Here is a 26095-nt window from a genome sequence, read left to right on the forward strand (position 1 = left end):
GTCATTCCTAGCAGTTTTTGGTGAGACACCCACTCAATCGCACTGAGCGAGAGCTTGGTTCGTGTCCCGGTCGGCCGCCCGGTTTCCCTGGCGACTTGGAGAACTTTACACGCCCCGAAAGGGCCCGAAACAGGGGGGTACCTTAACTGCGTTTCCGCAGGTCAGAGCCCCTGTTTCGGGCCCGGGCCGCGATCAGCCCCCGACGCGCACGCCGGCGACGTTGCGCTTGCCCTTGCGGACCACCAGCCAGCGGCCGTGCAGAGCGTCGTCCGAGGACGGCTTCCACTCCTCGTCGGCGATCTTCGTGTTGTTGACGTACGCGCCGCCTTCCTTGACGGTGCGGCGCGCGGCGCCCTTGCTGTCGACGAGCCCGGCCGCGATCAGCAGATCGACGATGGTCGACTCGCCATTCGGGTCGACCTTGCCGTTCGGCACCTCGGCCATGGCGGCGTCGAGGGTCGACGAGTCGAGCTCACGCAGCTCTCCCCTGCCGAACAGCGCCTGGCTCGCGGCGATGACCTGGCGGGTCGCCTCTTCACCGTGGACCAGGGTCGTGAAGTCCTCCGCCAGCTTTCGCTGCGCGGACCGCAGGTGGGGGCGCTGTTCGGTGTCCTCGGCCAGCGCCGCGATCTCCTCCTGCCCGAGGAAGGAGAACATCCGCAGGTAGCGGATGACATCGGTGTCGGCGACGTTCACGAAGTACTGGAACCACGCGTACGGCGAAGTCATCTCCGGGTCGAGCCAGACGCTGCCGCCACCGGTGGACTTCCCGAACTTGCGTCCTTCGGTGTCGGTGACCAGCGGCGCGGTCAACGCGTGCGTGTGGCCACCGTCGGTCCGGCGGATCAGGTCGACGCCGCCGACGAGGTTGCCCCACTGGTCCGAGCCGCCGATCTGCAGCTTGCAGCCGTACTCGCGGTGCAGGTGCAGGTAGTCCTGCGACTGCAGCAGCAGGTAGCTGAACTCGGTGTAGGACATGCCGTCGGCTTCGAGACGCCGCTTCACCGTCTCCCGGTTCAGCATCATGTTGACCGGGAAGTGCTTGCCGACGTCACGCAGGAACTCGACCACGGTCTGCTTCCCGGTCCAGTTCAGGTTGTTCTCGATGACCGCGCCGGTCGGCGAGTCGTCGAAGTCGACGAACCGCTCCAGCTGCCCCCGGATCCGATCCGCCCACTCGGCGACCGTGTCCAGCGTGTTCAGGGTGCGTTCACCGGTGTCGCGCGGGTCGCCGATCATCCCGGTGGCGACCCCCGCCAGCACGATCGGCCGGTGCCCGGCGCGCTGGAAGCGCGAGAGCATCAGCAGCGGCACCAGGTTGCCGGCGTGCAGGCTGGGCGCGGTCGGGTCGAATCCGCAATAGAGCGTGAGGGGTCCTTGGTCGAGGTCTCGCCGCAACGCGTCGAGGTCGGTGGATTGCGCGATCAGGCCGCGCCAGGTCAGCTCGTCAAGGATGTGCTCGCTCACGCCTGTAGATCCTCCCGCACCAGGTCAACCGACTATCGGCCGGGGGCGGCCGCCCGTCGCTTGCCACCGCGGCGATAGGTGGAGACCGCGGGCGATCCGTCGATCCAGAAGCGCCACGGCGTGTCCATCGCCATCGCGACACCGACGCGCGGCCCGGTGCGGATATCCGCTTCGGGGACGCGTTCACCGGTGAACAACCGGACGGGTGACGCGGGGTCGGTCAGGTCGACGCCGTTCTCGGCCCGGTCGATGCCGAGTACCGAGGTGAGGATGGCCGGGCCTTTGGCGAGTTCGCCGTTGCCTCGCGCGGACGGCCTGCGCGCCCTGGCGATGTCCGCACCGGACACCACCTCCCCGGCACGCAGCAGCACGGCACCCGGCTGCCCGTCTTCGGTGCCCACGACGTTCGCGCAGAAGTGCATGCCGTAGACGAAGTACACGTACAGATGCCCCGCGGGCCCCCACATGACCGCGTTGCGCGGGGTCTTGCCGCGATAGCAGTGCGACGCGGGGTCGTCGAGGCCCCGGTATGCCTCAACCTCGACCAGCCGGACGGCGACCGTGCCGTCCGGACCGGTCGATTCGATCACCGCGCCGAGCAGGAGTGTGGACAGCTCCACCGGATCCAGCGCCAGCTCGCGCCGGGTGAACTGTCTGCCAGCCATGCACAAAACCTATCGTGCGTGGTCACCGCAGCTTCGGTGCCACCCGCATGGAGGCGGCGCAATACTCGGTGCCGTCGGGCAGTTTCGAGAACAGCACCGGCATCCAATCGTCGCCGAGCATCGGGTTCATCCCGGCGAAGACGTTTTCCGCCACCGGAACCAGATCCGCCTCGATCGGCGGGGCGATGTCCTTGAGCCCGTCGGCGAACTCGTAGACGAAATGCAGCTTCCCGTCGTTCTCGGTGACGGTGATGATGACACCTTCACGCCGGTAGACACCCGCGAAAGGCGCGACGTCCATCGAGAGCGGCGACGGCGGCGGAGCGAATGCGGCGGGCACCCGGACCCCGGCCAGCTCTTCGAGGAGTTCGCGGGACAGCGCGGTGTAGAGCCGGTCGGTCGTGCCGTGGTTGGTGAGCAACGCGAAGGCCAGCCCCGCCTCCGGAATCACCCGCAGGTAGGAGCGCTGCCCGATCGACGACCCGTTGTGCCCGAATCCGGCGACGCCGTCCCAGTCGTAGGTCGACAGGCCGAGGCCCCAGCCGTCGGAACCGAGCGTCCACTTGTCGGGTACTTCGACCTCGCGGCGCCGCATCATGGCCACCGTCTCCGCGGCGAGGACCCGGGTCCCGTCGGCCGCGGTGCCGTCGATGAGCATCCTGGCGAACCGGACCACGTCGCCGGCGCTGGCGAGAACGCGGCCGTACGGACCGGCCGAGCGGGGCAGGAGATCCCAGGCGGCCGTCGGCTCCGGGTCTTGCCCGACATGCCCCATCGCCACCCGGAAACGCAACGCCTCTTCGGGCAACGTCATGGTCTCGGTGAGCCCGAGCGGGGTGATGATCCGCTCCCGCAGGGCGTTGTCCCAGGTCAGCCCGGTGAGCACCTCGACGATCCGGCCGAGCACGTTGTACCCGACGCTGCTGTAGGACGGGGCTGTCCCCGGCGGGCAGTCGAGCGCCACTCCCCTGGCCGCTTCGACGAATTTGGCGAGGCAGTCGTCACCGCGTCCGGTGTCTTCCATGAAGTCGCAGGTGAGCCCGCCGGTGTGGCTGAGCAGTTGCCTGGGGGTGATGGTCTTCGTCGCCTCCGGGTCGACCGTCGAGAACTCCGGGAGCACTTCGATCACCGGCGCGTCGAGATCCAGTCGCCCCTCCTCGGCCAGCCCCATCACCAGTGAGGCCGTGTAGGGCTTCGCGATGGAACCGAGCTGGAAGATCGAATCGGTGGTGGTCTCGACTCCGGTTCCCCGGTGCAGGATCCCGCTCGCCAGTTCGTGGATCTCCCCATCGGCCAGCACCGCGAGCGTCGCTCCCGGAACCCGATACTCGGCTCGCAGGTCGTCGAGCCGCGTTTGCCAGTGAGCAGAATCGAAAGTTGTCCGTACAGTGTTAGGCATACTGAACACTGTACGGACAAGGACAGGTGTACGCCAGGCCTTACACTGTTCGGATGCCAGAGAAGTCGTTCGGGTCGGTGTGGGCACGGCCCTCGAAGCGACGACGCGACCAGCCGTCGCTGAGCCGCGAACAGATCGTCTCCGCGGCCATCGAACTCCTCGACGCCGACGGCATCGAGGCGCTGAGCATGCGCAAACTCGGCGTCCGGCTCGGCGTGGCCGCCCCGTCGATGTACACCCATGTGGCCAGCAAGGACGAGCTGATCGAGCTGGTCGTCGACGAGGTCTACGGCGAGGTCGCGGTCCCGCGGCCGGGTCCGTGGCGAGCGGAGGCGACGCGGTTCGCGCACGACCTGCGTTCGGTGTTCCTGCGCCATCCGTGGATCGGCTCGCTACTCGGCGAGGCGGGCGTGGCGTATCTCGGGCCCAACGTACTGAAGCTGTCGGAAGCGGCACTGGGCCTGTTCGAAGACGCCGGTCTCTCACTGGAAGACGCGGATCTGGCCTGGAACACGGTCATGGCGTTCGTCGTCGGACGGGCGACGAGCGAAGCCGCGTGGCTCACGACGCTCAAACGCAGCGAGCTGAGCGAGCGAGAGTGGAAGAACCGGCTGTGGCCCGCGGCCGAGCAAGCGGTGCGGGATCACCCGCGGCTCAAGAAGCTGTACGCGGCACAGCGAAACCAGGAACCCCGCGAAACCAACGACGGGGACTTCGAGCGCGGGCTCGACTGCGTCCTCGACGGGTTGGCGACCAGGCTCACCTGAAGCGCGTGAAGGCCCCCTTCCCTCGGGTCAGCCGAGGGAAGGGGGCCTTCACGCGTATTGGGGGGAAGCTCAGCCGAGCCAGGTGCGGTGTTCGGCGACCCGTGCGACCAGGCGATCCCGCTGTTCGGCGACCCGCTCAGGAGCGGTACCGCCCCGGGCGTTGCGCGAGCTCACCGAGCCTTCGACGGTCAGCACCTCGCGCACGGCCGGTGTCAGCGCCGGGTTGATCTTCTCGAATTCTTCGTCGGTCAGTTCGTCCAGCCCGACGCCGCGGGCCTCGGCGACGCGGACGCTCTCTCCCGCCGCCTCGTGGGCGACGCGGAACGGGACTCCCTGCCGGACCAGCCATTCGGCGATGTCCGTAGCGAGGGTGAAGCCGGCGGGAGCCAGCTCGGCGAGCCGGTCGGTGTGGAAGGTCAGCGTCTCGAGCATGCCCGCGATCGCCGGGAAGAGCAGCTCCAGCTGCTCGACGGAGTCGAAGACCGGCTCCTTGTCCTCCTGCAGGTCACGGTTGTACGCGAGCGGCTGCGCCTTGAGCGTCGCGAGCAGACCGGTCAGGTTGCCGATGAGCCGCCCGGCCTTGCCGCGGGTCAGCTCGGCGACGTCGGGGTTCTTCTTCTGCGGCATGATCGAACTACCGGTCGCCCAGGCATCGTCGAGGGTGACGTAGCCGAATTCGGCGGTGTTCCAGATGATCACCTCTTCGGCGATCCTGGACAGGTTGACCGCGAGCATCGCGACGTCGAAGGCGAACTCGGCGACGAAGTCCCGCGAAGCGGTGCCGTCGATCGAGTTATCGACGCTGGTGTCGAAACCGAGCTCCTCGGCGACGGCCTCCGGGTCGAGGCCGAGCGAGGACCCCGCCAGTGCGCCGGAGCCGTAGGGCGATTCGGCGGTGCGAGCGTCCCAGTCACGCAACCGGGTGACGTCGCGCAGCAGCGACTGGCCGTGCGCGAGCAGGTGGTGCGCCAGCAGGACGGGCTGGGCGTGCTGCAGGTGAGTGCGGCCCGGCAGGATCGCGTCCGGGTGCCGCTTCGCCTGCGATACGAGTGCGTCGACGACGCCTAGGGTGCCCGCGACCACCCGGCGGGCGGCGTCGCGCAGCCACATCCGGAACAGCGTCGCGACCTGGTCGTTGCGCGAACGGCCCGCCCGGAGCTTGCCGCCGAGTTCGGTACCCGCCCGCTCCAGGAGACCGCGTTCGAGCGCGGTGTGGACGTCCTCGTCGGCGACCGTCGGGGTGAACGCGCCCGAGGCGACGTCCTGCGCGAGGGTGTCCAGCGCGGCGAGCATGCCGGTCAGCTCGTCTTCGGTGAGCAGCCCCGCCTTCCGCAGTACCCGCGCGTGGGCCCGCGACCCGGCGATGTCGTACGGCGCCAGCCGCCAGTCGAAATGGGTCGACGCGCTCAGCGCCGCCATCGCCTCGGCCGGTCCGCTGGCGAACCGGCCGCCCCACAGCTGCACCGGCTGCTCATTCCCGCTCACAACACTCCTCGAATTCCTTGATTCTCTTCAGGCGACTGACCGGTCGAAGGTAGCGCCTGTGGTGAAGTCGTACAGCGCGCGCTCGTCGCGCGCGGAGTTCACGACCGCGTTCCCGCGGTGCAGGACCAGCCGGACCTCGCCGGACACCCGCCCGGTACTGACCTTTCGCAGTTCCTCGTGCGCGGTGACCAGCGCGAGCGCGCCGGGCCCCTCGTAGATCTCGCGTCCTTTGAGCCCGAAGGCGCCGGCACGTCGGTTCAGCTGCTGGAAGGCCTCCAGCAGTGTCACGGTCTCCCCGTCGATGGCCACCGGTACACCCTCGTCGAAGGTGATGACCAGCTTCTCCGGGTCATCCGGGAACATGAACCCGTCAGGCGTCACCCTCGGTCTCCTCACCGCCGTCCACTGTGGACGACCGTCGCGCCAGTGCCATGAAACGCTCGGCCAGATCCTTGCCGGACAACGGTTCTCTCGCGATCACCGCGACCGTGTCGTCGCCGGCGATCGAGCCGACGACCTCCTCCAGCGCCGCCCTGTCGATGGCGCTGGCCAGGAACTGCGCAGCACCCGGCGGGGTGCGGAGCACCGTCAGATTCCCCGACGAGTCCGCCGAAACGAGCAGTTCGGCGAGCAGCCGCGAGAGCCGGGAAGTGCCGCCCTGCACTCCGCGTACCGGGCTGCCGTCCTCCGGGATCACGTACACCGGCGCACCGGAATCGGCGCCCCGGAGCTTCACCGCGCCCAGCTCGTCGAGGTCGCGTGACAGCGTCGCCTGCGTGACGTCGATGCCTTCCGCCGCCAGGAGCTTCGCGAGCTCCGTCTGGCTGCGGATGGCCATCGAGGACACGAGTTCGGTGATCCGGGCCTGCCGGGTGACCCTGCTGCCGGTCATCGTCGCTTCTCGTCGAGCAGCCACACCAGTAGCGCTTTCTGTGCGTGCAGCCGGTTTTCCGCCTCGTCCCAGACCGCACTGGACGGCCCGTCGATGACCTCGTCAGTGATCTCCCAGCCGCGGTGCGCGGGCAGGCAATGCAGCACGATCGCCTCGTCCGCGGCGCGGCGCATCAGCGCGGAGTTGACCTGCAGCTCACGGAACGGGCCGACGCGGTCGAGACCGTCGTTCTCCTGGCCCATGGAGGTCCAGGTGTCGGTGACGACGACGTCCGCGCCCTCGACGGCGGCGTACGGATCGGTGAAGACCGTGGTGCTGCCGCCGGTCTCCGTCGAACGGTGCTTGGCGTCGAGCATGACCTGCTGATCCGGCTGGAAACCCTCCGGCGAGACGACGCGCACGTGCATCCCGGCCGTGGTCCCGCCCAGCAGCAGCGAATGCGCCATGTTGTTGGCACCGTCACCGAGGTACACCAGGGTGAGCCCGGCGAGCTTGCCCTTGCGCTCACGGATGGTCATCAGGTCGGTGAGCACCTGGCACGGGTGGAACTCGTCGGTGAGCGCGTTGATCACCGGGATGCTCGCCGCCGAGGCCATCGCGTCGATGCGCTTCTGGGCGAAGGTCCGCCAGACGATCGCGTCCAGGTACCGCGAAAGCACCCGCGAGGTGTCCTCGATGGTCTCTTCGCGGCCGAGCTGCATGGAGCGGCCGTCGACGATGACCGGGTTGCCGCCGAGCTGGGCGATGCCCACCTCGAAGGAGAACCGGGTCCGGGTGGAGTTCTTTTCGAAGATCGCCGCGACGGACTTGCCCGCCAGCGCGCGCGAGCTCAAGGGCTCGGCCTTCAGCTGGTCGGCGAGGTCCAGGATCTCGGCCTGTTCGGCGGGGCTGAGATCGTCGTCACGGAGGAAGTTGCGGAGCATGCGTTTCGTCTCTGTCCTAGGTGGTGGTGGAATCGAGCGCCCCGGGAAGGGCTTCGAGGAATCCCGCGGCCTCGTCGGCGCTCAGGATCAGCGGCGGTGCCAGCCGGATGGTGTCCGGGGCGATCGGGTTGACCAGGTACCCGGCGTCCTGCGCGGCCTTGGCGACCTTCGCCGAGACCGGTTCGCGCAGAGCGATGCCGAGCAGCAGCCCGGCGCCGCGGACCCCGGACACCAGCGGGTGGCCGAACTCCTCCACACGGGAGGCGATGTCCTTGCCCAGTGCGGAAACGTGGTCGTTCAGGTTGTCCTTGGCGATGGTCTTGAGCACGGCGAGGCCGGCGGCGCAGCAGACCGGGTTGCCGCCGAAGGTGGTGCCGTGCTGCCCCGGCTTCACCAGCTCCCCCGCCTCGCCGACGCCGATGACCGCACCGATCGGCAGCCCGCCGCCGAGTCCCTTGGCCAGCGTGATGACGTCCGGGACGATGCCGGCGTGCTGGAAGGCGAACCACGCGCCGGTGCGGCCGATGCCGGTCTGCACCTCGTCGAGGACCAGCAGGGTGCCGGTCGCCTTGGTGATCTCCCGCGCGGCCTGGAGGTAGCCGTCCGGCGCGGGGACGACGCCCGCCTCCCCGAGGATCGGCTCAAGGAACACCGCCGCCGTTTCGGTGTCCACCGCGGCACGAAGCGCGTCGACGTCACCATAGGGAACGTGGGTGACGCCGGGGACCAGCGGTGCGAACGCGTCCCGCTTCGACGGCTGCCCGGTCAGCGACAGCGCGCCCATGGTGCGGCCGTGGAAGGCGCCCTCGCAAGCGACGATCTTGGTCCGCCCGGTGAGCCTGCTGATCTTCAGCGCGGCTTCGTTGGCCTCCGCGCCGGAGTTGACGAACAGCACCTTCGCGTTGCCGGACAGGCCGGCGACGTCGAGGAGGGTTTCGGCCAGCTCGACGGCGACCGGGTTCACGTAGAGGTTCGAGGTGTGCCCGAGTTTCGCGATCTGCTCGGTGACGGCGGCGACCACGGCGGGGTGGGCGTGGCCGAGCGCGTTGACCGCGATGCCGCCCAGCAGGTCGACGTAAGGTTTGCCGTCGGCGTCCCAGACCTTCGCACCCTCACCGCGGACCAGGGTCAGTGCCGGGGTGCCGTAGTTGTCCATGAGGGACGACTTCCAGTGCTCCTGGCCGTCTACATTGGACTTGTACGTGGTCACGGGAGCTCCGTTTCGGGGAAGACCATGGTACCGATGCCGCGGGAGGTGAAGACCTCCAGCAACACCGAATGGGCGATGCGGCCGTCGATCACGTGCGCGCGGCGGACGCCGCCGCGGATGGCGCGCACACAGGCCTCCATCTTCGGGATCATGCCGCTGGCGAGGCCGGGAAGGAGGGTTTCGAGGCGGTCCACACGGATCCTGTCGACCAGCGACCCACGGTCCGGCCAGTTGGCGTACAGGCCTTCGACGTCGGTGAGCACGACCAGCTTTTCCGCGCCCAGCGCCGCGGCCAGCGCGCCGGCCGCGGTGTCGGCGTTGATGTTGTGCACGACACCGTCGACGTCCGGGGCCACGGTGGACACCACCGGGATCCGGCCTGCGTTGACGATGTCGAGTACAGCGTCCGGGTTGACCTCGGAGACCTCGCCGACGAGCCCGATGTCGACCGGTACACCGTCCACAGTGGCCTGTTTGCGCTCGGCGGTGAACAGCCGCGCGTCCTCGCCGGAGATGCCGACCGCGTACGGTCCGTGCGCGTTGATCAGGCCGACCAGTTCACGGCTGACCTGGCCGGTCAGCACCATGCGGACGATGTCCATGGTCTCGGGCGTGGTGACGCGCAGACCGCCCTTGAACTCGCCTTCGACGCCGAGCCGGTTGAGCATCGCGGTGATCTGCGGGCCGCCGCCGTGCACCACCACCGGGCGCAGCCCCGCCATGCGCAGGAAGACCATGTCCTCGGCGAAGGCCTGCTTGAGGCTCTCGTCGATCATGGCGTTGCCGCCGTACTTCACCACGACGGTGGCGCCGTGGAAGCGTTGCAGCCAGGGCAGGGCCTCGATGAGGATCGAGGCCTTCTCGGCGGCCGTCGCGAGCCGCTCGTCCGCGGGGACGGTGGATTCGGAAGGGCTCATGACGAGTACGCACTGTTCTCTTCGACGTACGCGTGCGAGAGGTCGGTCGTGTAGATCGTCGCCTCGCCTTCGCCGAGACCGAGGTCGACGACGATCTGGATGTCACGGCCCGAAAGATCCGCCTCGGAGCGGTCCGCCGCGGTGGTGCCCTTGGCGAACAGGGTGACGCCGTTGATCGCGATGGCGACCTTCTCCGGATCGATCTCCGCCGGTACGCGGCCCAGCGCCATGGCGATGCGGCCCCAGTTCGGGTCGGAACCGAACAGGGCGGTCTTGACCAGGTTGTCCTCGGCGATCGTCCGGCCGACGGCGATGGCGTCGGCCTCGCTCGCCGCGCCGGTGACCGTGACGTCGACGTACTTGGTCGCGCCCTCGGAGTCCGCGCGTAGTTGCAGCACGAGGTCGAGGCTTACGGCGGTGAGGAGATCGGTCAGTTCGGCCTCGGTCGGCTCGACACCGCTGGCACCGGACGCGAGGACGAGCACCGTGTCGTTGGTGGAGGTCCCGCCATCGACGTCGAGCCGGTCGAACGTCACGCCGGTGGCGGCACACAGGGCCTTGTCCAGGACTTCCGGCGTGACGACCGCGTCGGTGGTGAGGACGGAGAGCATCGTCGCGAGGTTCGGGGCGAGCATGCCCGCACCCTTGGCGAACCCTCCCACGCTCCAACCGCTTTCGTGCTTCGCGGCCGCCTGCTTCGGCTTGGTGTCGGTGGTCATGACCGCGGTCGCGGCCGCGAGATCGGCTTCGTCGCCGGTGCCGAGCCGCCCGAAAGCGGTGTCCACACCGGAAAGCAGCGCGTCCATCGGCAGCCGCTCACCGATCAGGCCCGTCGAGCAGACCGCGACCTCGATCGCGCCCGCCTGGAGGAGTTCGGCGACCTTCTCCGCGGTCTTGTGAGTGTCCTGGAAACCGCCGGGGCCGGTGGCGGCGTTCGCGCCGCCGGAGTTGAGGACGACGGCCTTCAGCCGCTGCTGCTTGAGCACTTCCTGCGACCACAGGACGGGCGCGGCCTTGATCACGTTGCGCGTGAAGACGCCGGCCGCGACCTGCAGCGGCCCGTCGTTGACGACGAGCGCGAGGTCGAGCTTGCCCTCGGCCTTGATTCCGGCGGCGACGCCCGCGGCACGGAATCCCTTCGGCTGGGTGACGGTCACGGAGCGACTCCTACGGTCGGTAGTCCGGTGGTTTCGGGGAGGCCGAGGGCGATGTTCATCGACTGGACGGCGCCGCCCGCGGTGCCCTTCGTCAGGTTGTCGATGGCCGCGACCACGATCAAGCGCCTGGTGTCGGCGTCGACGGTGACCTGCAGCTGGACATTGTTCGAGCCGACCACCGAAGCCGAAGACGGCCACCGGCCCTCGGGCAGCAGCTGGACGAACGGCTCGGTGGCGTAGGCCTTTTCGTAGACCTCGCGGGCACCTTCGGCGTCGAGATCCGTTTTGAGCGCGGCGCTCGCGGTGGTGAGGATCCCGCGCGGCATCGGGGCCAGCACCGGGGTGAACGAGACCTTGACCCGCTCGCCCGCGACCGCCGAGAGGTTCTGCGCGAACTCTGGAGTGTGCCGATGGGCACCACCGACGCCGTACGCGGTGGCCGAGCCCATCACCTCCGAACCGAGGAGGTTCGGCTTCAGGCTCTTGCCCGCGCCCGAGGTCCCGGTGACCGCGACGACGTTGATCTCCGGCTCGACCAGGCCCGCGGCGAGCGCCGGAGCGAGGGCGATCGAACCGCCGGTCGGGAAGCAGCCGGGGACCGCGATGCGCTTGGTCCCGGCGAGCCGTTCACGGGCGCCGGGAAGCTCGGGGAGCCCGTACGGCCATTGCCCGGCGTGGTCGCCCCCGTACCAGCGCTGCCAGTCGGCCGCGTCCGCGAGGCGGTGGTCCGCGCCGAGGTCCACCACCAGGACGTCCGGTCCCAGCCGCGCGGCGATGGCACCGGAGTGGCCGTGCGGCAGGGCCAGGAAGACGACGTCGTGTCCGGCCAGGGTCTCCGGGGTCGTCTCCAGCAGGACCCGGTCCGCCAGTGGGGCGAGGTGCGGCTGATGCTGGACGAGCGGCGTCCCCGCGGAGCTGGCCGCGGTGAGCGCGCCGATCTGGATTTCGGGATGGCTCAGCAGCAGGCGCAGGAGTTCGCCGCCCGCGTACCCGCTGGCTCCGGCCACCGCGATCTTCACCGTCATACGCATGATTATGCACTCCCATGCAAGTTCAATCAAACAAAGTCGTGTGGCTCACCCGATACGGGACTCCGTACGAGGCATCCTTGATCGCATGACGGACACGCCCGCCCGGCTGCTCAGCCTGCTGTCGCTCCTGCAGACTCCACGCGAGTGGCCTGGCAGCGAGCTCGCCGAACGGCTGGCGGTCAGTCCGCGGACCATCCGGCGCGACATCGACCGGCTGCGTGAGCTCGGTTACCCCGTCGAAGCGTCGCGAGGCTCCGAGGGCGGCTATCGGCTCGGCGCCGGCACGGCGATGCCTCCGCTGCTGCTCGACGACGACGAGGCCGTCGCGATCGCGGTCGGTCTCCGTGGCGCCGCCGGGCAGGCGATCTCGGGTATCGAGGAGTCTTCGGTGCGGGCGCTGGCCAAACTCGAACAGGTGCTGCCTTCGCGGCTGCGGTATCGCGTCGGCGCGCTGGGCGCCGCGACCGTGCCGCTCCCCGGGAGGGGCCCCGCGGTGGATCCAGAACACCTCACCGTCTTCGCGGGCGCGATCGCCAACACCGAGCGGACCCGGTTCACCTATCGCACCGGAGACGGGACCGCATCCCGGCGGCACGTCGAACCGCACCGGCTCGTCTCCGCCGGACGCCGCTGGTACCTGCTCGGCTACGACCTCGACCGGGACGACTGGCGGATCTTCCGCGCGGACCGGATCTCGGATCCGCGGGCGACCGGCGGCCGGGCGACCCCGAGACAACCACCTGCGGAGGACGTGGCGGCCTATGTCACCGACAAGATGTACAGCCTCCTTCCCACCTACAGCGCACGCGTGACCCTGCACGCGCCGATCGGCCAGGTCGCCCCCGCGATCGGCGAGGGATTCGGCGAACTGGAATCGATGGACGACGAAACCTGCGTTTTCCACGCGGGCACGGACACCCTGGACTGGCTCGCGTTCCGGATCCTCGGGCTCGGCTGCGAATTCACCGTGCACGAGCCGCCGGAACTGATCGAGCATCTCCGGGAGATGGCCGCGCGGGCCGAGCGCGGAGCGTCGTCGTCCACAACGGACTGACAGCGGTCGCGAGGGACCGAAGGCCCTCGCGACCGCCGGTTTTCAGCCGAGTTCGGCCACCTCCCGTTGGCTCGGCGGGATGGGGAGATACGCGCCCCGGCGCTCCGGGTCGCAGCCGACCCTGGGCAACCGGGCACGGATCCCGCCCGGTGTCCGCTCGAACCGCCGCGCGATCTCCTCGACGCTTTCCCCGGCCAGCCAACGGCTTTCCAGTTCCGCGTCCAGCTCGTCGGACCAGGGCAGGCCCTGCTGCGCGGGGCGGTCCGCCGATCTTCGGCGGCCGTTCCGGCCGGTGCCCCGCCCGGCGAACGCCAGCAGGGTGTCGGAAAGGACGGTCGCCAAGGCCGGTACGGCTTCGGCGTCCATATCGAGCCTGCCTTCGGCGACAGGCTCTTCCAGCGGTCCGGCTCCGCCGACCATGACGGTCACCCAGCGGTCTTCCCCGGCCGCGCCGCCACCCTCACGGGCGGCGACCTCGATGCGATAAACGGTGTCCTGCACTCGGATCTCGGTCCGGTGCTCTTCGACGATGGTCATGCCGGGGACGTTAACGGGCGGGCCCGACAATTCTCCGGCGCGGCGAGGGGATTCGATGCGTGACCGGAACTTTCATCGCTTTCCCGGCCGTGAGGATGCCGGTCACGGCACTATCGGCCACCCCCGTTGCCGCACCTAAGTGATCCCTACCGCGGTCACCCGCGAGGTCGCATCCGGGCCGGGATTGCACGATGGGCAACGCGAAATGGACCCTCAGACGCAACGGCAGCGCTTCGTTCGAAGCGACGATCGTCAGCAGCGACAGCAACGACGCGTGGCTGATGTGGGTGAACACCCTGGACAGCAACGGCGTCGTCCTCGGGCCCATCCATCACGGCGGTGGCGGTAAGTGGTCTCGACGACCATGTCGCGAAAGCCACTTTCGAGACACTAGATGTCCCCAAAGTGGCTTTCGCGACAGGTTCGGACTTCCTTGCCTGACAAGGGGCTGAAGGCGTCCTTCGCCGCATCAGACGCGGTGAAGGACGCCTTCAGCCCACCACCGGTCCCCGTACGCGACACAAGCGTCCGTCACCCAGAGCGAAGAAATGCCCCGGTCCGGAAAACCCGGACCGGGGCATCGAAACATCCCGAGATACTCAGAAAGGCAGCGCCTGAGCCAGCGCCTCCTTCTTCACGTCGGCGACCGAAGACGGCACGTCCGACTTGGCGGAAGCGGAAGCACCGGCCGGAACCGGCTGCGGGACCGGGGCGCACTGCACGTCCGAACCGTTGCCCGGCTTGCGCACGGGCAGCTTTCCGGTCAGCAGGTAGTCCGCGATTTTGTCGTCCACACAGGACACACCGGACAGCGAGCCCGAGTGCGTCGTGCCGCCCGGAGCGCTGATCAGGCTGGAGTTCGGGTAGCGCTTGCGGACCTCGATGCTGCCGGGGTACGGCGTCGCGGCGTCGTTCTCCTCGTTGACCAGCAGGATGCCGGGGACCTTGCTCCCGTCGATCTCCACCGGCTTGCCCGGCTTCGCGGGCCAGTCGAGGCACGGCGCGTTGAACCAGGCGTTGCCCCAGGTCTCGAACGGCGCCCGGAAGTGCGTGACCCAGTTGTCGAACTTCCAGCGGGGCCAGCTCTGCGGCCACGCCACGTCGGTGCACTGCACGGCCGTGTAGACCGCGTAGCCGTTGTCCTGGCCCGGCGGGTTGGAGTTGTCGTAAAGGCCCTTCAAGGTCTGCCAGTCACCCTTGTGCACCCAGCCGGAGAAGGCGTTCGCCATGTCTTCCCAGCCGAAGACGTAGTAGCCGGCCTGCAGGAAGATGTCCGTCCACTCGGATCCGCCGATGACGCCGCCCGCGGGCTTGTCGTACAGCTTCTTCTGCTCGGCGTACCACAGCTTCTCGACCGCGGCGGCGGTGTTGCCGAGGTGGTAGACGGAGTCGTACTTGGCGAGCCAGCCGAAGTAGATCTTGATGTTCTTGTCGAAGGCGATGTCCTGGTTCAGGTTCGCCTTGTACCAGACGTCGCGGGGGTCGACGGTGCCGTCGAACACCATCCGCCGCACGTTCTGCGGGAACAGCGTGCTGTAGACCTGCCCGAGGTAGGTGCCGTAGGAGAAGCCGTAGTAGTTGATCTGCTTCTCGCCCAGCGCCTTGCGCAGGCTGTCGACGTCCTTCGCCACATCGATGGTCTTGATGTGGTCGAGGATCGCGCCGTTCTTGGCGCACGCCTTCGCGTAGCCCTTCGCCTTCTCACGCCATGCCGTCTCGATGGCGCGCGTGGTCGGCACGTACTGCGGGCGGTTGTAGGAGGCGTAGTTCCCGTCGCAGGTCAGCGACGGCTTGCTCGCCCCCACCCCGCGCGGGTCGAAGCCGATCCAGTCGTACTCCTCACCCGCCTTCTTGGGGACGGCCTGGCCGAGCGTCGACAGGCCGAGGCCCGAACCGCCGGGGCCACCCGGGTTGACCAGCATGACACCCTGCGACTGGGCGGACTTGTGCTTCACGCGCGAGACGGCGATCGAGATCTTCTCTCCGCCCGGCTTCGCGTAGTCCATTGGGACTTCGAGGAAACCGCATTCCGCGCCGGCCTTGACCAGGCTCGGGCGCGTACAGGCTCCCCAGGAGATGGGCTTCGGATCGAAGTCCGACGCCGAGGCGGCCGTGGCGGAGGGAGCGAGCGCCATGGTGCCGACGCCGATCCCCGCGACCGCCAGGGCGGCAACGAATTTCTTCACTGTGTTCCTTTTCGTCCGCGTTCGACCCGGTCGGGCCGAAGCTACCGAGAACCGGCTTCAATCTCGCTGACCGACACGTTGACCGCCATCCCTCTTTAGTCGGTATCCGAACCTCGATCCGGGCATATCAGTCTTGTCGGTCCCCTGTCGTACGCTCGCGAAGCCAACTGGGGAAAGGAGTACGCGTGGACGAGGTGAAAAGCCTGGTTTCGGCGGTTCGCAACGGTTTGGCCGCGCTGGCCGATCCGGGGAAAGCGCCGTCGATGCGGGCGTACATGAAGTCGGAAATGCCGTTCCTCGGTGTGGCGTCCCCGCCTCGGGCCGCCTTGCTGAAGCAGGTCTACGCCGAACATCCACTACCCGATCGTGTGAGCTTTTCGACGGCAATTCTCACGTTGTGGCGGGAGGCCGAGTTCCGCGAAGAGCGCTATGCGGCGATCGCGCTTTCCGGTCACCGCGCCTATGCCCGCTGGCAGGACGTGGAACTGCTCGGCCTGTACGACGAGATGATCGTGACGGGCGCGTGGTGGGACTATGTGGACGAAGTCGCCATCCGCCGGGTCGGCCCGATCCTGCGTGCGGATCCGGAGGCGGTGACCACGCTGATGTTGACCTGGGCCTACGACGAGGACAGGTGGCGCCGCCGCACGGCGGTCATCTGCCAGATCGGCGCCAAGGGCGGAACGGACACCGACCTGCTCACCCGTGCCGTCGAGGCGAACATCGACGACAAGGATTTCTTCCTGCGCAAGGGAATCGGCTGGGCACTGCGCGAGTACGCGAAGACCGAGCCGGACTGGGTGCGCGCGTTCGTCGCCGCGCATCCGGCACTGTCCACTCTGTCCAGGAAGGAGGCGCTCAAGCACCTGGGAGGGTGAGCACCGGCCTGGGGATGAGGGCGATGAGATCTTCGATCACCCCGCCGAGTTCGGGCAACAGCACTCGTAGCTCTTTGAGATCGCGAAGCAGCTCCAAGCGCGTCTCCTGTGGCGGGCCTTTTTCGAGCAGGGCCTTGAGGTCACGGGTGATCTCGTCCTCACGTCCGAGGACGAGGAGGTAGAAGAGCGGTTGGAGCTGGACGTCCCAGTCGAAGGCGCCGGTCGAGATCCGGGTGGTGGCTTCGTCGAGGCCTTCGTTCAGCGCCTGGTGGGCTTCTTCCGTCTTTCCGGTCTTCAGCCAGACGAGGGTGAGGAGGTTGTGCGCCCAGCCGAATTCCGGTGCGAGCGGGGCCAGGAGCGTCTCCGCCTCGCCAGTCTCCCCCGCGAACAGCAGGGCCTCCCCGAGGCTCTCGCGATATTCGGTGTCCTCCGGATCCGAGGCGACCAGTTCGCGCAGTTCCCGGATGGCCTCCCCGTACTCGCCTGCCCGACAGCGGATGTCCGCGCGCAGGGCGCGAGCGCTCTCGTCGTACCCTGCTTCCAGCGCGCTTTCCGCGTCGGACAACGCGCCTTCCAGGTCATCGAAGACGAAACGATGGCGGGCGCGCCGGTACAGGGCATACCCGCCGTCCTGTCCCAGGCGAACCCCTTCGTCCAGTGCGGTCCGGGCTTCGCCGTGCCGGTCGAGGTCTCTGAGGATGTCGCCACGGGTGATGTGGAAGAAGGCCATCTCCGGATTCGCCGAGACGGCGACGTCGATGTCGGCGAGTGCCGCCGTGAAATCACCGGAGCGCTGGTGAGCCAGAGCGCGCCAGGTGTGTGCCCACTCGTTGCCGGGGTCGAGTTCGATCGCGCGGCTCAAGGAGCTCACCGCGGCGCTGTTCTCCTTGAGCCTGCTGAGCGCCTTCCCTCGCTGTAGATGGTTCTCGGCGTCGTCGGGAGCCAGCTCGATGGCCCGGTCGAAGTCGGCGAGCGCCGTTCGGTGCTCGTCCTGATCGTAGTGCGCCCGGCCACGCATGTAATACGCCCACTCGTAGTCCGGGTCGATCCGGAGCGCGGTGGTGAAACCGTCGACGGCGAGCCGGTACCGCTCACCGCGGTGGTGGAAAGCGGCCCGGATCGCGTGGGCCCTGGCGCTGCCGGGGTCCGTCGCGACGATCGCGTCGAAGTTCGCCGACGCGGCCTCCGTGTCTCCTGTCCGTTCCAGGAACAACGCCAGCTCGGTCAGGTAGAAGACGTCTTTGGGACGGAGGGCCGCGGCCGCGCGGTGACCGGCGAGTGCTTTGTCGTCGTCTCCCAGCTCGGTGAACAGCGTGGCCCGGTAGTGGACAGCCCAGGCGTAGTCGGGATCGAGCCGGATCGCGATGTCGATCTCGTCGATCGCCTTCCGGACATCGCCGCGTTTGAAGTACACCTCGCTCCGGATGGAGTACGCCCACGTGTGGTCGGGCTGCAGACGGACGGCCTCGTCGAGGTCCGCCATCGCGCCGTCGAGATCGCCGAGCTCGGCACGGGCGGAACCGCGTCCACGCCACGAGTAGGCGTAACCGGGGTCGAGCTCGATCGCCCGGTTCAGATCCGGCAACGCCCGTTCCCAGTCACCCTCGTTGCGGAACAGGTTGCCCCGATCGCTCCACGCATAGGGGTCGGCGGGGTTCAGATCGAGCGCCCGGTCGAAGTCCCGTGTAGCCGCTTCGATGTCTTCTTGGCCTTCATAGGCCCAGGCACGCCGCCGGATCACCGTCGAAAGCCGCGCCGCGTCGAGTTCGCCCGCGCCGGAGAGCAGGTCGAGCACCGGGATCTCCCGCGGGCCGTCGCCGTCGCCGATCGCGGCGGTCAGCCGTTGTCCCCAGCCCAGTACCGAGGGCGCGTCCGCGTCGACACCCGCCTGCTCCATCATGCGCGCCCAAGCGCGTGCGGGTGCGATGCCGGTGGTGATCATCTCGGCGGCGCCGAGCAGCGCGTCCGGCAGAGCGTCGGCCGGGGCGCCGCAAAGCCGGTGATAGGTCTGTTCGAGCTTCCTCTTCTGCCAGTGCTCGTCGCTCCAGGCGTCGCGATGGCTACTCAGGCCGAGTTCGGCACAGCGGCCTTCGTAGTACTCGCCGAGCCGAAGGTGGCGTTCGGCGAACTCGGCGGACGAACGCCCGCGTTCCATCCGCACCATCGGGCCGCGGACCACCGGGTGATAGCGCACCGGAAGCTCACGGCGCCCGACGAACGGCAGCTCCCGCAGCCAGCGGAAGGTCTCCCCCGCGGTCTCCTTCCCGGTCAGCACGCCGATGACGTCCTCGTCGAGGAAGCGGGGCAGCGACGCCGTGGCGGCGATGTCCTTCCTGGCCTTTTCGGGGACCCAGTGCAGGAACCGCTTGACCGCGTCATCGCTGGGATCGCCGACGGCGTCCGCGCCGACGGGATTCCTGCTGGCCAGCATGGCGACCAGGACGGGCAGGCCGTCGGTCAGCCGCAGCACGATCTCGATGACCTGTTCGTCGGTGATCCCGTGTTCGGCGAGCAGGCGACGTGCCTCCGGCTCGGTGAACGGCCGGAGTTCGATCTCGCGCACGAGCGGCGCGTGCCGGTTCCAGTTCGCCTCGTCCAGCGGGAACTGGCCCGCGACGGTGAGCACCAGGTTCTGCGGCAGATCGCCGTACAGTCCGGCGAGCAGGTCGAGCAGCCACGTCTCCAGCACCGGCGCGGTCCGCTCGAAGGTGTCGAAGAACAGCGCGATCTGCCGGTTCTCCGGAATGCGCCACAGATCTTCGACGAACGGTTTGGTGAGCTCCTCCGCCGGTTCGAGGAGCAGCTGGACATCGGCCTTCCGCTTGAACTTCGCCGCGAGGTAGACCTGGAGCTGCTCCAGCTGTTTCGCCGTCGCGTCCGCGTCGATCGCGTCGGCGGCGATGCTCCCGCCTGGGAGGGTCTTCGCGACGCCGAGACTGGCCTTGACGACGGTCTTCGTCACGAGCGCGCGGCCCGCTGCGGGAGCCTGCGGATCACTGTGAAGCCGTTCCCTCGCCTTGAGATAGGACTCGTAACGCTTCTCGAAGCGGCGCATCTCGTATCCGCCGCGAGCGAGGTCCTTCGCCAGTTTGACCAAGGTCGCGGGCAAATCCTGCTGCCGGTCGTCCGCGAACCCGACGGCGGCGCGGGCTTCCTCGGCGATACCGCGAAGCTGGTCGAGAAGGAAGGACTTGCCGACCCCGGCGAGACCGTGCACCGAGAACAGGTAGCGGCGGCGCCGGTCAGCTCCGGGCAACCCCAGATTGTGCCGGAAGTCCTCGCGTTCCCCGACCCTGCCGACGAAACCGTCGCTCAGCAGCGCACGGGCGATGTCTTGGATGCTGGACCGGCCGTCTGGACGTGACACAAGTCCTCACTTTGCCACATCCGAAGCGCGTGAAGGCCCCCTTCGCTCGGCTCAGCCGAGGGAAGGGGGCCTTCACGGGACTACAGGGTCAGGCCCGCAGGCTCGCGCCGAAGCGTTCACCGGCGACCGCGACGGCGGCGTCGCGGGCCGTGGTGGCCTCGTCGACGGTCAGCGTCCGGTCCGCGGCACGGAACCGCAGCTTGTACGCCACCGAACGCTTGCCCTCGCCCACCTGCTCGCCCTGGTAGGAGTCGAACAGCGTGATGTCCTCGAGCAGTTCGCCGGCGCCTTCGCGCAGTGCCTCGGCCAGGTCCGCCGACGGCACACCCGCCTCGGCGACGAGGGCGACGTCGAGCAACACCGGCGGATACGCCGAGATCCGCGGCGCCGGACGGTCGTCCGGGATCGGGATCGCGTCCAGATCGAGTTCCATCGCGACGGTGCGCGGGGGCAGCCCGAGCGCCTCGACGACCTTCGGGTGCAGCTCACCGGCGTAGCCGACGGGCCACTGTCCCACCCGCAGCTGCGCGCAGCGGCCGGGGTGCCACGGCGGCTGATCCGCCGCGGCCGTGGTCAGCTCGACACCTGCGGCCTGCGCCACGAGCCGCGCGGCCTGCACCGCGTCGGCCCAGTTCGCCTGCTCACCCTCGCCCCACCAGCCGGCGCGAGCGCGCTGACCCGCGAGCACGACGGCGACGTGCAGCGGCTGCGGCGGCACGGCCGCCTCCAGTACCGCGAGCTCCTCGTCGGTCGGCCGCCGGTCCACCCCGAGCGAAGGCATCGGGATCGGGTTCGGCCCGGGCAGCACGACCTGCCCGATGTGGAACAGCGAGACATCCTTGAAACCACGGGAAATGTTGCGCTGAAGAGTCTCCAGCAGCCCCGGGAGCAAGGTGCTCGCCATCCGGTCCTTGTCCGCCTCCAGCGGGTTGCGGACCCGGACGGTCCTGCGGCGGACGTCGTCCTCGGGCAGCCCGAACGCGTCCCAGACCGAGTCCGAGATGAACGGGAAGGGCAGCACCTCGACGTAGCCGTTCTCCGCCAGCGCACGCGCGACCGAGCGGCGACGACGCTGCGTGTCGGTGAGCCCCCGGCCTGCCGGGGCGTCGGGCAGCACCGACGGGATGCTGTCGTAGCCCTCCAGCCGGAGTACCTCCTCGACCAGGTCGGCGGGCTGCACCAGGTCGCCACGCCAGCTCGGCGGGACCGCGGTCACCAGGGCGGTGCCGTCCTCGGACGTGCCCACATTGACCTTGCAGCCGATCTGCGAAAGCCGCTTGACCGTGACACCGCGCTCGTAGCGCACCCCGGCCACCTGGTCGGGCAGGCTGATCGGCATGGTCACCGGCGGGTTCGGCACGACGCCGCCCTCGTCGGTGCGGCCGGGCAGGATCGAGCCCTCGCCGTACTGGCGCAGCAGGCGCGCGGCGAGTTCGACCGCCGCCGCGCACAGCTGCGGGTCGGTGTAGCGCTCGAACCGCTTGGCCGCCTCGGAGAACAGCTTGTGACGGCGGGCCGTCCGGCTGATCGACGAAGGGTCCCAGTGCGCCGCTTCGAGCAGCACGTCGGTGCTCTCCGGCGTGATCTCGGTCGACGCGCCACCCATCGTGCCCGCCAGCGAGATGACCCCGCTGTCGTCGGCGATCACCACGTCGTCCGCGTCCAGCGTGCGCTCGACATCGTCCAAAGTGGTCAGTTTCTCGCCCGGCTTCGCCTTGCGCACCACCAGATCGCCCTTGACCGAACCGGTCGCGAACGCGTGCAGCGGATGCCCGAGTTCGAGCATGACGTAGTTGGTCACGTCGACCGCGAGGGAGATCGACCGGATGCCCGCGAGCATCAGGCGGCGGCGCATCCACCACGGCGTCGGCGCGGTCGCGTCGAGGTTCTTGACCCGGCGCAGGACGAACCGCTTGCAGCCCTCGGTGTCTTCGAGGTGCACCGGCCAGGCGTCGCTCTCGGCCTCGGGGACCTCGATGGACGCCGGGTCGCCGAACGGGACGTCGAGCGCGTTGGACAGCTCGCGGGCCAGGCCGCGGACCGACAGCGTGTACCCGCGGTCCGGGGTCGGCGTGACCTCGAGGACGGTGTCTTCGAGGCCGAGCAGCTTGTTCGCGTCTTCGCCAGGGCTGGCCGTGCTCGGCGGCAGCACCAGGATGCCGGAGTGGTCGTCGCCGATGCCGAGTTCGCTCGCGGAGCAGATCATGCCGTCGCTGAGCCGGCCGTAGGTCTTGCGCGAACCGATCTCGAAACCGCCGGGCAGCACGGTGCCGGGCAGCGCGACGACGACCAGGTCGCCCTCGGCGAAGTTCGTGGCACCGCAGATGATCCCTCGGGTCTTGATCCCCGTGGGGCCTTCGTCCTCGAAGGGACCCTCGTCGTCCTCGTCGTCGTCGAGGTTCTCGTCCGGCTTGCCGGTGTCCTCGTCCTCCGACTCGCCGACGTCGACCCGGCAGAACCGGACCGGCTTCTTGAACTCGGTGAGCTCCTCGATCTCGGCGACGCGGCCGACCACGAGCGGACCGGTGACCGGTTCGAGTTCGCGGACGTCGTCGACCTCGATGCCGATACGCACGAAGGCGTCGGCCAGATCCTGGGCCGTGACCTCCTCGTCGACGTCGAGGTGTTCGATCAGCCAGCTGGCTGGGACCTTCACTCAGGCCTCCGTTCCGAAGGGCAGGGTGAACCTGATGTCGCCCTCCACCATGTCGCGCATGTCCGGAATTCCGTTGCGGAACTGCAGGGTGCGCTCGATACCCATGCCGAAGGCGAAGCCCGAGTAGACCTCGGGGTCGACGCCACAGGCACGCAAGACGTTGGGGTTGACCATGCCGCAGCCGCCCCATTCGACCCAGCCGGGGCCGCCCTTCTTCTCCTCGAACCAGACGTCGACCTCGGCCGACGGCTCGGTGAACGGGAAGAAGTGCGGACGCAGGCGGGTCTTCGAAGTACCGCCGAACATCGCGCGGGCGAAGGCGTCGAGGGTGCCCTTGAGGTGCGCCATCGTCAGGCCCTTGTCCACCGCGAGCCCTTCGACCTGCGAGAACACCGGCGTATGCGTGGCGTCGAGCTCGTCGGTCCGGTAGGTGCGGCCGGGGCAGACGACGTACACGGGCAGGTCACGGTGCAGCAGCGTGCGGGCCTGCACCGGCGAGGTGTGCGTCCGCAGCACCAGGCCGGAGTCCTCCTCGCCGAGGTAGAACGTGTCCTGCAGCTGGCGCGCGGGGTGGTCCTTGCCGAAGTTCAGCGCGTCGAAGTTGAACCACTCGGCTTCGAGCTCCGGGCCGTCGGCGACCTCGTAGCCCATCGCGACGAACGCGTCGGCGATCCGCTCCGACAGTGTCGCGATCGGGTGCCGGGCGCCGCGGGGAACACGGTCCCACGGGAGCGTGACGTCGACGGCCTCCTCGCGGAGCACCTTCTCGTCGCGCTCCGCCTGCAGCACCGCGCGGCGGGCGTCGAACGCGGACTGAATGCCCTGGCGCGCTTCGTTGACCCGCTTGCCGGCCTCGGCCTTCTCCTGCTTCGGCAGTGCGCCGATCTCGCGGCGGGCGAGCAGCAGCGGAGACTGGTCCCCGAGGTGGGCGGGCTTGACCGCGGCCAGCGCGTCGAGATCCGCCGCGGCCGCGAAATCCGTCTCGGCCTGCTTGACGGCGGCCGTCAACGTTTCCGGCGCGAGCGCCCCCGCCTGGGGGTCCTGCTTGTCGTTGGCTTCGGACATAACTCCTCGGCGTCCGCTGGGACTGGTCCGGTGCACACGAGCGCACACATGGGTTTAGCAGCTGCTGAATTCTATGGGACAGCGAACGGCGGCCCCCGATCACCCTCGGGCTGGGCACACCGTCACTCTGGAGTGCGAAAAACGCGCTCTACGCCGTAAACAAGGTGCTGGAACGAACACTGCGTTCCATGAGAGCTCCCTTGGTGTCGTGGTGCGACGGCGTGATGCCCGTGACTCTACGTGGCCTCGGCCCGGGAAGCCATCGCATTTGTGTACACGCAGATGGCCGCGGCCGTCGCGAGGTTGAGGCTCTCCGCCCGGCCGTACATCGGGATCTTCACCGCGAGGTCGACCGTCTCCAGGACCTCCCGCGGCAAGCCGTGCGCCTCGTTGCCGAACACCCACGCGGTCGGCTCGTCGAAGGTCACCTGATCGAGTTCGGTGTCGGCGTAACCGTGCGCGCCGAGGGTGCGGAGTCCGGCGGCGGAGCAGGCCTTCAAGGCCGCGTCGACGTCCCGGATCCGGGTGATGGCGGGGTGGAACAGACTGCCCGCGGCCGCGCGGACGCATTTGCCGTTGTGCGGGTCGACGCTGTCCCCGGCGAGGACGACCGCGTCGGCGCCGGCGGCGTCCGCGACCCGGATCACGGTCCCCGCGTTGCCGGGGTCGGCGACGTCGACGAGGACGACGACGAGCTTCGCGCCCGGCTTCAGGACAGTCTCTTGTGGACGGTCGACGAGGGCGCAGACCGCGACGATGCCTTGCGGTGTCACGGTCTCGGACAACCCGTCGGCGGCGCGATCGGTGATCGGCGAGACAGGGACGCCCGCCTCACGCGCGACGGCGAGCAGCCGCCCGTGTTGCGCGGCGGCCCGTTCGGTCACGAAGAGCTCGTACACCTTGCCGCCGTCTTGGAGCGCCGCCTCGACGGCGTTCGCACCCTCGGCGAGGAACCGGCCGGTCTTCTCGCGCTCGGCCCGGCGGGTGAGCTTGCGCGCAGCAACAACCCGGGGCGTCCGTTCGGTGAACGGAGCCGCCCCGGGTTGCGGAAGAGCGCTGTCGCCGGTCAGGCCGACTTCTTCTCTTCGGTGTTCACGTTCGCCTTGGCCAGCTCGGCCAGCGCGGTGAACGCGGCGGCGTCGTTGACGGCGAGGTCCGCGAGGATCTTGCGGTCGACCTCGACACCCGCGGCCTTGAGGCCCTGGATGAACCGGTTGTAGGTCACGCCGTTGGCGCGGGCCGCGGCGTTGATGCGGGTGATCCACAGCTGGCGGAAGTCACCCTTGCGGGCACGACGGTCCCGGTAGGCGTAGTTCAGCGAGTGAAGCGTCTGCTCCTTCGCCTTGCGGTACAGCCGCGAACGCTGACCGCGGTAGCCGCTGGCGAGTTCGAGAGTCGCGCGACGCTTCTTCTGGGCGTTGACCGCCCTCTTGACGCGTGCCACTGGTCCATCCTGTCGATCTGGGGGCGCGGCGGGCGCGCCCGGGGTTTACAAGTGCGGGGGTGTCAGCGGCCGAGAAGGCGCTTGACGCGGCCGACGTCGTTCTTGGCGATCTCGGTCGTGCCTTCGAGGCGACGGGTGAGCCTGTTGGACTTCTTCTCCATCAGGTGGCGACGGCCGGCCTTCTGGCGGCGCAGCTTGCCCGAGCCCGTGACGCGGACACGCTTGGACGTCCCGCTGTGCGTCTTCATCTTCGGCATTACGTTGTCCTCTTTCGTGCGGCGGCACACCGGTGTTCCCCGGTGTGCCGCTGACATGTGCTGGTCGGCGCTACGCGTCGGCGGGCGGCTCGGACGACTCGTCCTTGGCTGCCTTCGCGGCCTTCTGCGGCTTCACGTTCTTGTGCGGAGCCAACACCATGATCATGTTGCGACCGTCCTGCTTCGGCGACGACTCGACGAACCCGAGTTCGGTCACCTCGTCGGCGAGCTTCTGCAGCAACCGGAAACCGAGTTCCGGCCGGGACTGCTCGCGACCGCGGAACATGATCGTGACCTTGACCTTGTTGCCTGCCGCCAGGAAGCGCGACACGTGACCCTTCTTGGTCTCGTAGTCGTGCTGATCGATCTTCGGCCGCAGCTTCTGCTCTTTGATGACGGTGAGCTGCTGGTTGCGGCGGGACTCGCGGGCCTTCTGCGCGCTCTCGTACTTGAACTTGCCGAAGTCCATGAGCTTGCATACGGGCGGGCGTGCCTGCGGAGCGACCTCGACCAGATCGAGATCGTTCTCCTGTGCCAGCCGCAGCGCATCTTCGATCCGGACGATGCCGACCTGTTCACCGGCCGGTCCGACGAGGCGGACCTCCGGAACCCGGATTCGGTCGTTGATGCGTGTCTCGGAGCTGATGGGGCCTCCTTGGTCCGAGGTAAATTCTTCTACCGTTTCGACCTGGTGCCCACATGCCGAAGGCCCCGGTACCGTGAGGTACGCGAGGCCCA

General features: G+C 68.7%; 24 protein-coding genes. 4 read left to right on the top strand and 20 right to left on the bottom strand.

Annotation, left to right across the window (positions count from 1 at the left end):
- Positions 1-192: 192 nt before the first annotated feature.
- The 3 genes from tyrS to ACIBTM_RS45885 are packed head-to-tail and all read right to left on the bottom strand — an operon-like array spanning position 193 to position 3531.
- Positions 193-1467, bottom strand: a complete 1275-nt coding sequence (gene tyrS, locus ACIBTM_RS45875; protein ID WP_395883395.1) for a tyrosine--tRNA ligase — start codon at positions 1465-1467, stop codon at positions 193-195.
- Between the two features lie 32 nt (positions 1468-1499).
- Positions 1500-2132, bottom strand: a complete 633-nt coding sequence (locus ACIBTM_RS45880; RefSeq protein ID WP_395883396.1) for a DNA-3-methyladenine glycosylase — start codon at positions 2130-2132, stop codon at positions 1500-1502.
- A 22-nt stretch (positions 2133-2154) separates the two neighbouring features.
- The gene (locus tag ACIBTM_RS45885; RefSeq protein WP_395883397.1) at positions 2155-3531 is read right to left on the bottom strand and encodes a serine hydrolase domain-containing protein; all 1377 of its coding nucleotides are present in this window, start codon (positions 3529-3531) and stop codon (positions 2155-2157) included.
- Positions 3532-3584: 53 nt separating this feature from the next.
- On the opposite strand from ACIBTM_RS45885, the gene ACIBTM_RS45890 reads away from it, so the two are divergent.
- A complete protein-coding gene (locus tag ACIBTM_RS45890) occupies positions 3585-4298 on the top strand; it encodes a TetR/AcrR family transcriptional regulator (protein ID WP_395883398.1) in 714 nt (237 codons plus the stop codon).
- Positions 4299-4367: 69 nt separating this feature from the next.
- Here the strand turns inward: ACIBTM_RS45890 and argH are convergent, their stop codons facing one another.
- Genes argH through argC form a run of 8 tightly spaced genes read right to left on the bottom strand, consistent with a single transcriptional unit; the run spans position 4368 to position 11907 of the window.
- Positions 4368-5783, bottom strand: a complete 1416-nt coding sequence (gene argH, locus ACIBTM_RS45895) for an argininosuccinate lyase (protein WP_395883399.1) — start codon at positions 5781-5783, stop codon at positions 4368-4370.
- Between the two features lie 27 nt (positions 5784-5810).
- Entirely contained in the window at positions 5811-6164 is a 354-nt protein-coding gene (locus ACIBTM_RS45900) for an argininosuccinate synthase (RefSeq protein WP_395883400.1), read from the bottom strand.
- Positions 6154-6675, bottom strand: coding sequence for an arginine repressor (locus ACIBTM_RS45905; RefSeq protein ID WP_016335384.1), 522 nt, complete (start codon positions 6673-6675; stop codon positions 6154-6156). Before ACIBTM_RS45905 ends, ACIBTM_RS45900 begins: the two co-directional genes overlap by 11 nt.
- Complete coding sequence (argF, locus tag ACIBTM_RS45910) at positions 6672-7598, bottom strand: ornithine carbamoyltransferase (protein ID WP_395883401.1); 927 nt, start codon at positions 7596-7598, stop codon at positions 6672-6674. Before argF ends, ACIBTM_RS45905 begins: the two co-directional genes overlap by 4 nt.
- Positions 7599-7614: 16 nt before the next feature.
- The gene (locus ACIBTM_RS45915) at positions 7615-8808 is read right to left on the bottom strand and encodes an acetylornithine transaminase (protein ID WP_395883402.1); all 1194 of its coding nucleotides are present in this window, start codon (positions 8806-8808) and stop codon (positions 7615-7617) included.
- A complete protein-coding gene (argB, locus tag ACIBTM_RS45920) occupies positions 8805-9725 on the bottom strand; it encodes an acetylglutamate kinase (protein ID WP_034321637.1) in 921 nt (306 codons plus the stop codon). The genes ACIBTM_RS45915 and argB overlap by 4 nt, the downstream gene beginning before the upstream one ends.
- Positions 9722-10882 carry a bifunctional glutamate N-acetyltransferase/amino-acid acetyltransferase ArgJ gene (gene argJ, locus ACIBTM_RS45925; RefSeq protein WP_395883403.1) on the bottom strand — a complete coding sequence of 387 codons (1161 nt, stop codon included), beginning with the start codon at positions 10880-10882 and terminating at the stop codon, positions 9722-9724. Before argJ ends, argB begins: the two co-directional genes overlap by 4 nt.
- Complete coding sequence (gene argC, locus ACIBTM_RS45930) at positions 10879-11907, bottom strand: N-acetyl-gamma-glutamyl-phosphate reductase (protein WP_395883404.1); 1029 nt, start codon at positions 11905-11907, stop codon at positions 10879-10881. Before argC ends, argJ begins: the two co-directional genes overlap by 4 nt.
- Positions 11908-11998: 91 nt before the next feature.
- Between argC and ACIBTM_RS45935 the strand changes: the two genes are divergently transcribed.
- Positions 11999-12967, top strand: coding sequence for a helix-turn-helix transcriptional regulator (locus tag ACIBTM_RS45935; protein WP_395883405.1), 969 nt, complete (start codon positions 11999-12001; stop codon positions 12965-12967).
- A gap of 42 nt (positions 12968-13009) precedes the next feature.
- Here ACIBTM_RS45935 and ACIBTM_RS45940 read toward each other — a convergent pair whose 3' ends face one another.
- Positions 13010-13504, bottom strand: coding sequence for a helix-turn-helix domain containing protein (locus ACIBTM_RS45940; protein ID WP_395883406.1), 495 nt, complete (start codon positions 13502-13504; stop codon positions 13010-13012).
- Positions 13505-13695: 191 nt separating this feature from the next.
- Between ACIBTM_RS45940 and ACIBTM_RS45945 the strand changes: the two genes are divergently transcribed.
- Positions 13696-13956, top strand: coding sequence for a DUF6294 family protein (locus ACIBTM_RS45945; protein ID WP_395883407.1), 261 nt, complete (start codon positions 13696-13698; stop codon positions 13954-13956).
- Positions 13957-14103: 147 nt separating this feature from the next.
- Here the strand turns inward: ACIBTM_RS45945 and ACIBTM_RS45950 are convergent, their stop codons facing one another.
- On the bottom strand, positions 14104-15690 hold the full coding sequence (locus ACIBTM_RS45950) for an alpha/beta hydrolase (RefSeq protein WP_395883408.1): 1587 nt from the start codon (positions 15688-15690) through the stop codon (positions 14104-14106).
- Between the two features lie 185 nt (positions 15691-15875).
- Here ACIBTM_RS45950 and ACIBTM_RS45955 point away from each other — a divergent pair, with 185 nt between their 5' ends.
- On the top strand, positions 15876-16568 hold the full coding sequence (locus ACIBTM_RS45955; protein WP_395883409.1) for a DNA alkylation repair protein: 693 nt from the start codon (positions 15876-15878) through the stop codon (positions 16566-16568).
- Here ACIBTM_RS45955 and ACIBTM_RS45960 read toward each other — a convergent pair.
- The 7 genes from ACIBTM_RS45960 to infC form a co-directional block, all read right to left on the bottom strand.
- Positions 16549-19935, bottom strand: coding sequence for a tetratricopeptide repeat protein (locus ACIBTM_RS45960; protein WP_395883410.1), 3387 nt, complete (start codon positions 19933-19935; stop codon positions 16549-16551). The two genes, ACIBTM_RS45955 and ACIBTM_RS45960, sit on opposite strands and share 20 nt — an antisense overlap.
- Before the next feature lie 88 nt (positions 19936-20023).
- Entirely contained in the window at positions 20024-22591 is a 2568-nt protein-coding gene (gene pheT, locus ACIBTM_RS45965) for a phenylalanine--tRNA ligase subunit beta (RefSeq protein ID WP_395883411.1), read from the bottom strand.
- On the bottom strand, positions 22592-23656 hold the full coding sequence (pheS, locus tag ACIBTM_RS45970) for a phenylalanine--tRNA ligase subunit alpha (protein ID WP_395883412.1): 1065 nt from the start codon (positions 23654-23656) through the stop codon (positions 22592-22594).
- A gap of 236 nt (positions 23657-23892) precedes the next feature.
- Positions 23893-24726 carry a TrmH family RNA methyltransferase gene (locus ACIBTM_RS45975; protein ID WP_395883423.1) on the bottom strand — a complete coding sequence of 278 codons (834 nt, stop codon included), beginning with the start codon at positions 24724-24726 and terminating at the stop codon, positions 23893-23895.
- Positions 24723-25100, bottom strand: a complete 378-nt coding sequence (rplT, locus tag ACIBTM_RS45980) for a 50S ribosomal protein L20 (protein WP_005163284.1) — start codon at positions 25098-25100, stop codon at positions 24723-24725. Before rplT ends, ACIBTM_RS45975 begins: the two co-directional genes overlap by 4 nt.
- Positions 25101-25162: 62 nt before the next feature.
- Positions 25163-25357 (bottom strand): 50S ribosomal protein L35, encoded by a 195-nt coding sequence (gene rpmI / locus ACIBTM_RS45985; RefSeq protein ID WP_007028043.1) that lies wholly within the window; start codon positions 25355-25357, stop codon positions 25163-25165.
- Between the two features lie 70 nt (positions 25358-25427).
- On the bottom strand, positions 25428-26003 hold the full coding sequence (infC, locus tag ACIBTM_RS45990) for a translation initiation factor IF-3 (RefSeq protein ID WP_051071860.1): 576 nt from the start codon (positions 26001-26003) through the stop codon (positions 25428-25430).
- Positions 26004-26095 lie beyond the last annotated feature (92 nt).

It is taken from the genome of Amycolatopsis sp. NPDC049868, from assembly GCF_044461365.1.
Lineage (GTDB): Bacteria > Actinomycetota > Actinomycetes > Mycobacteriales > Pseudonocardiaceae > Amycolatopsis.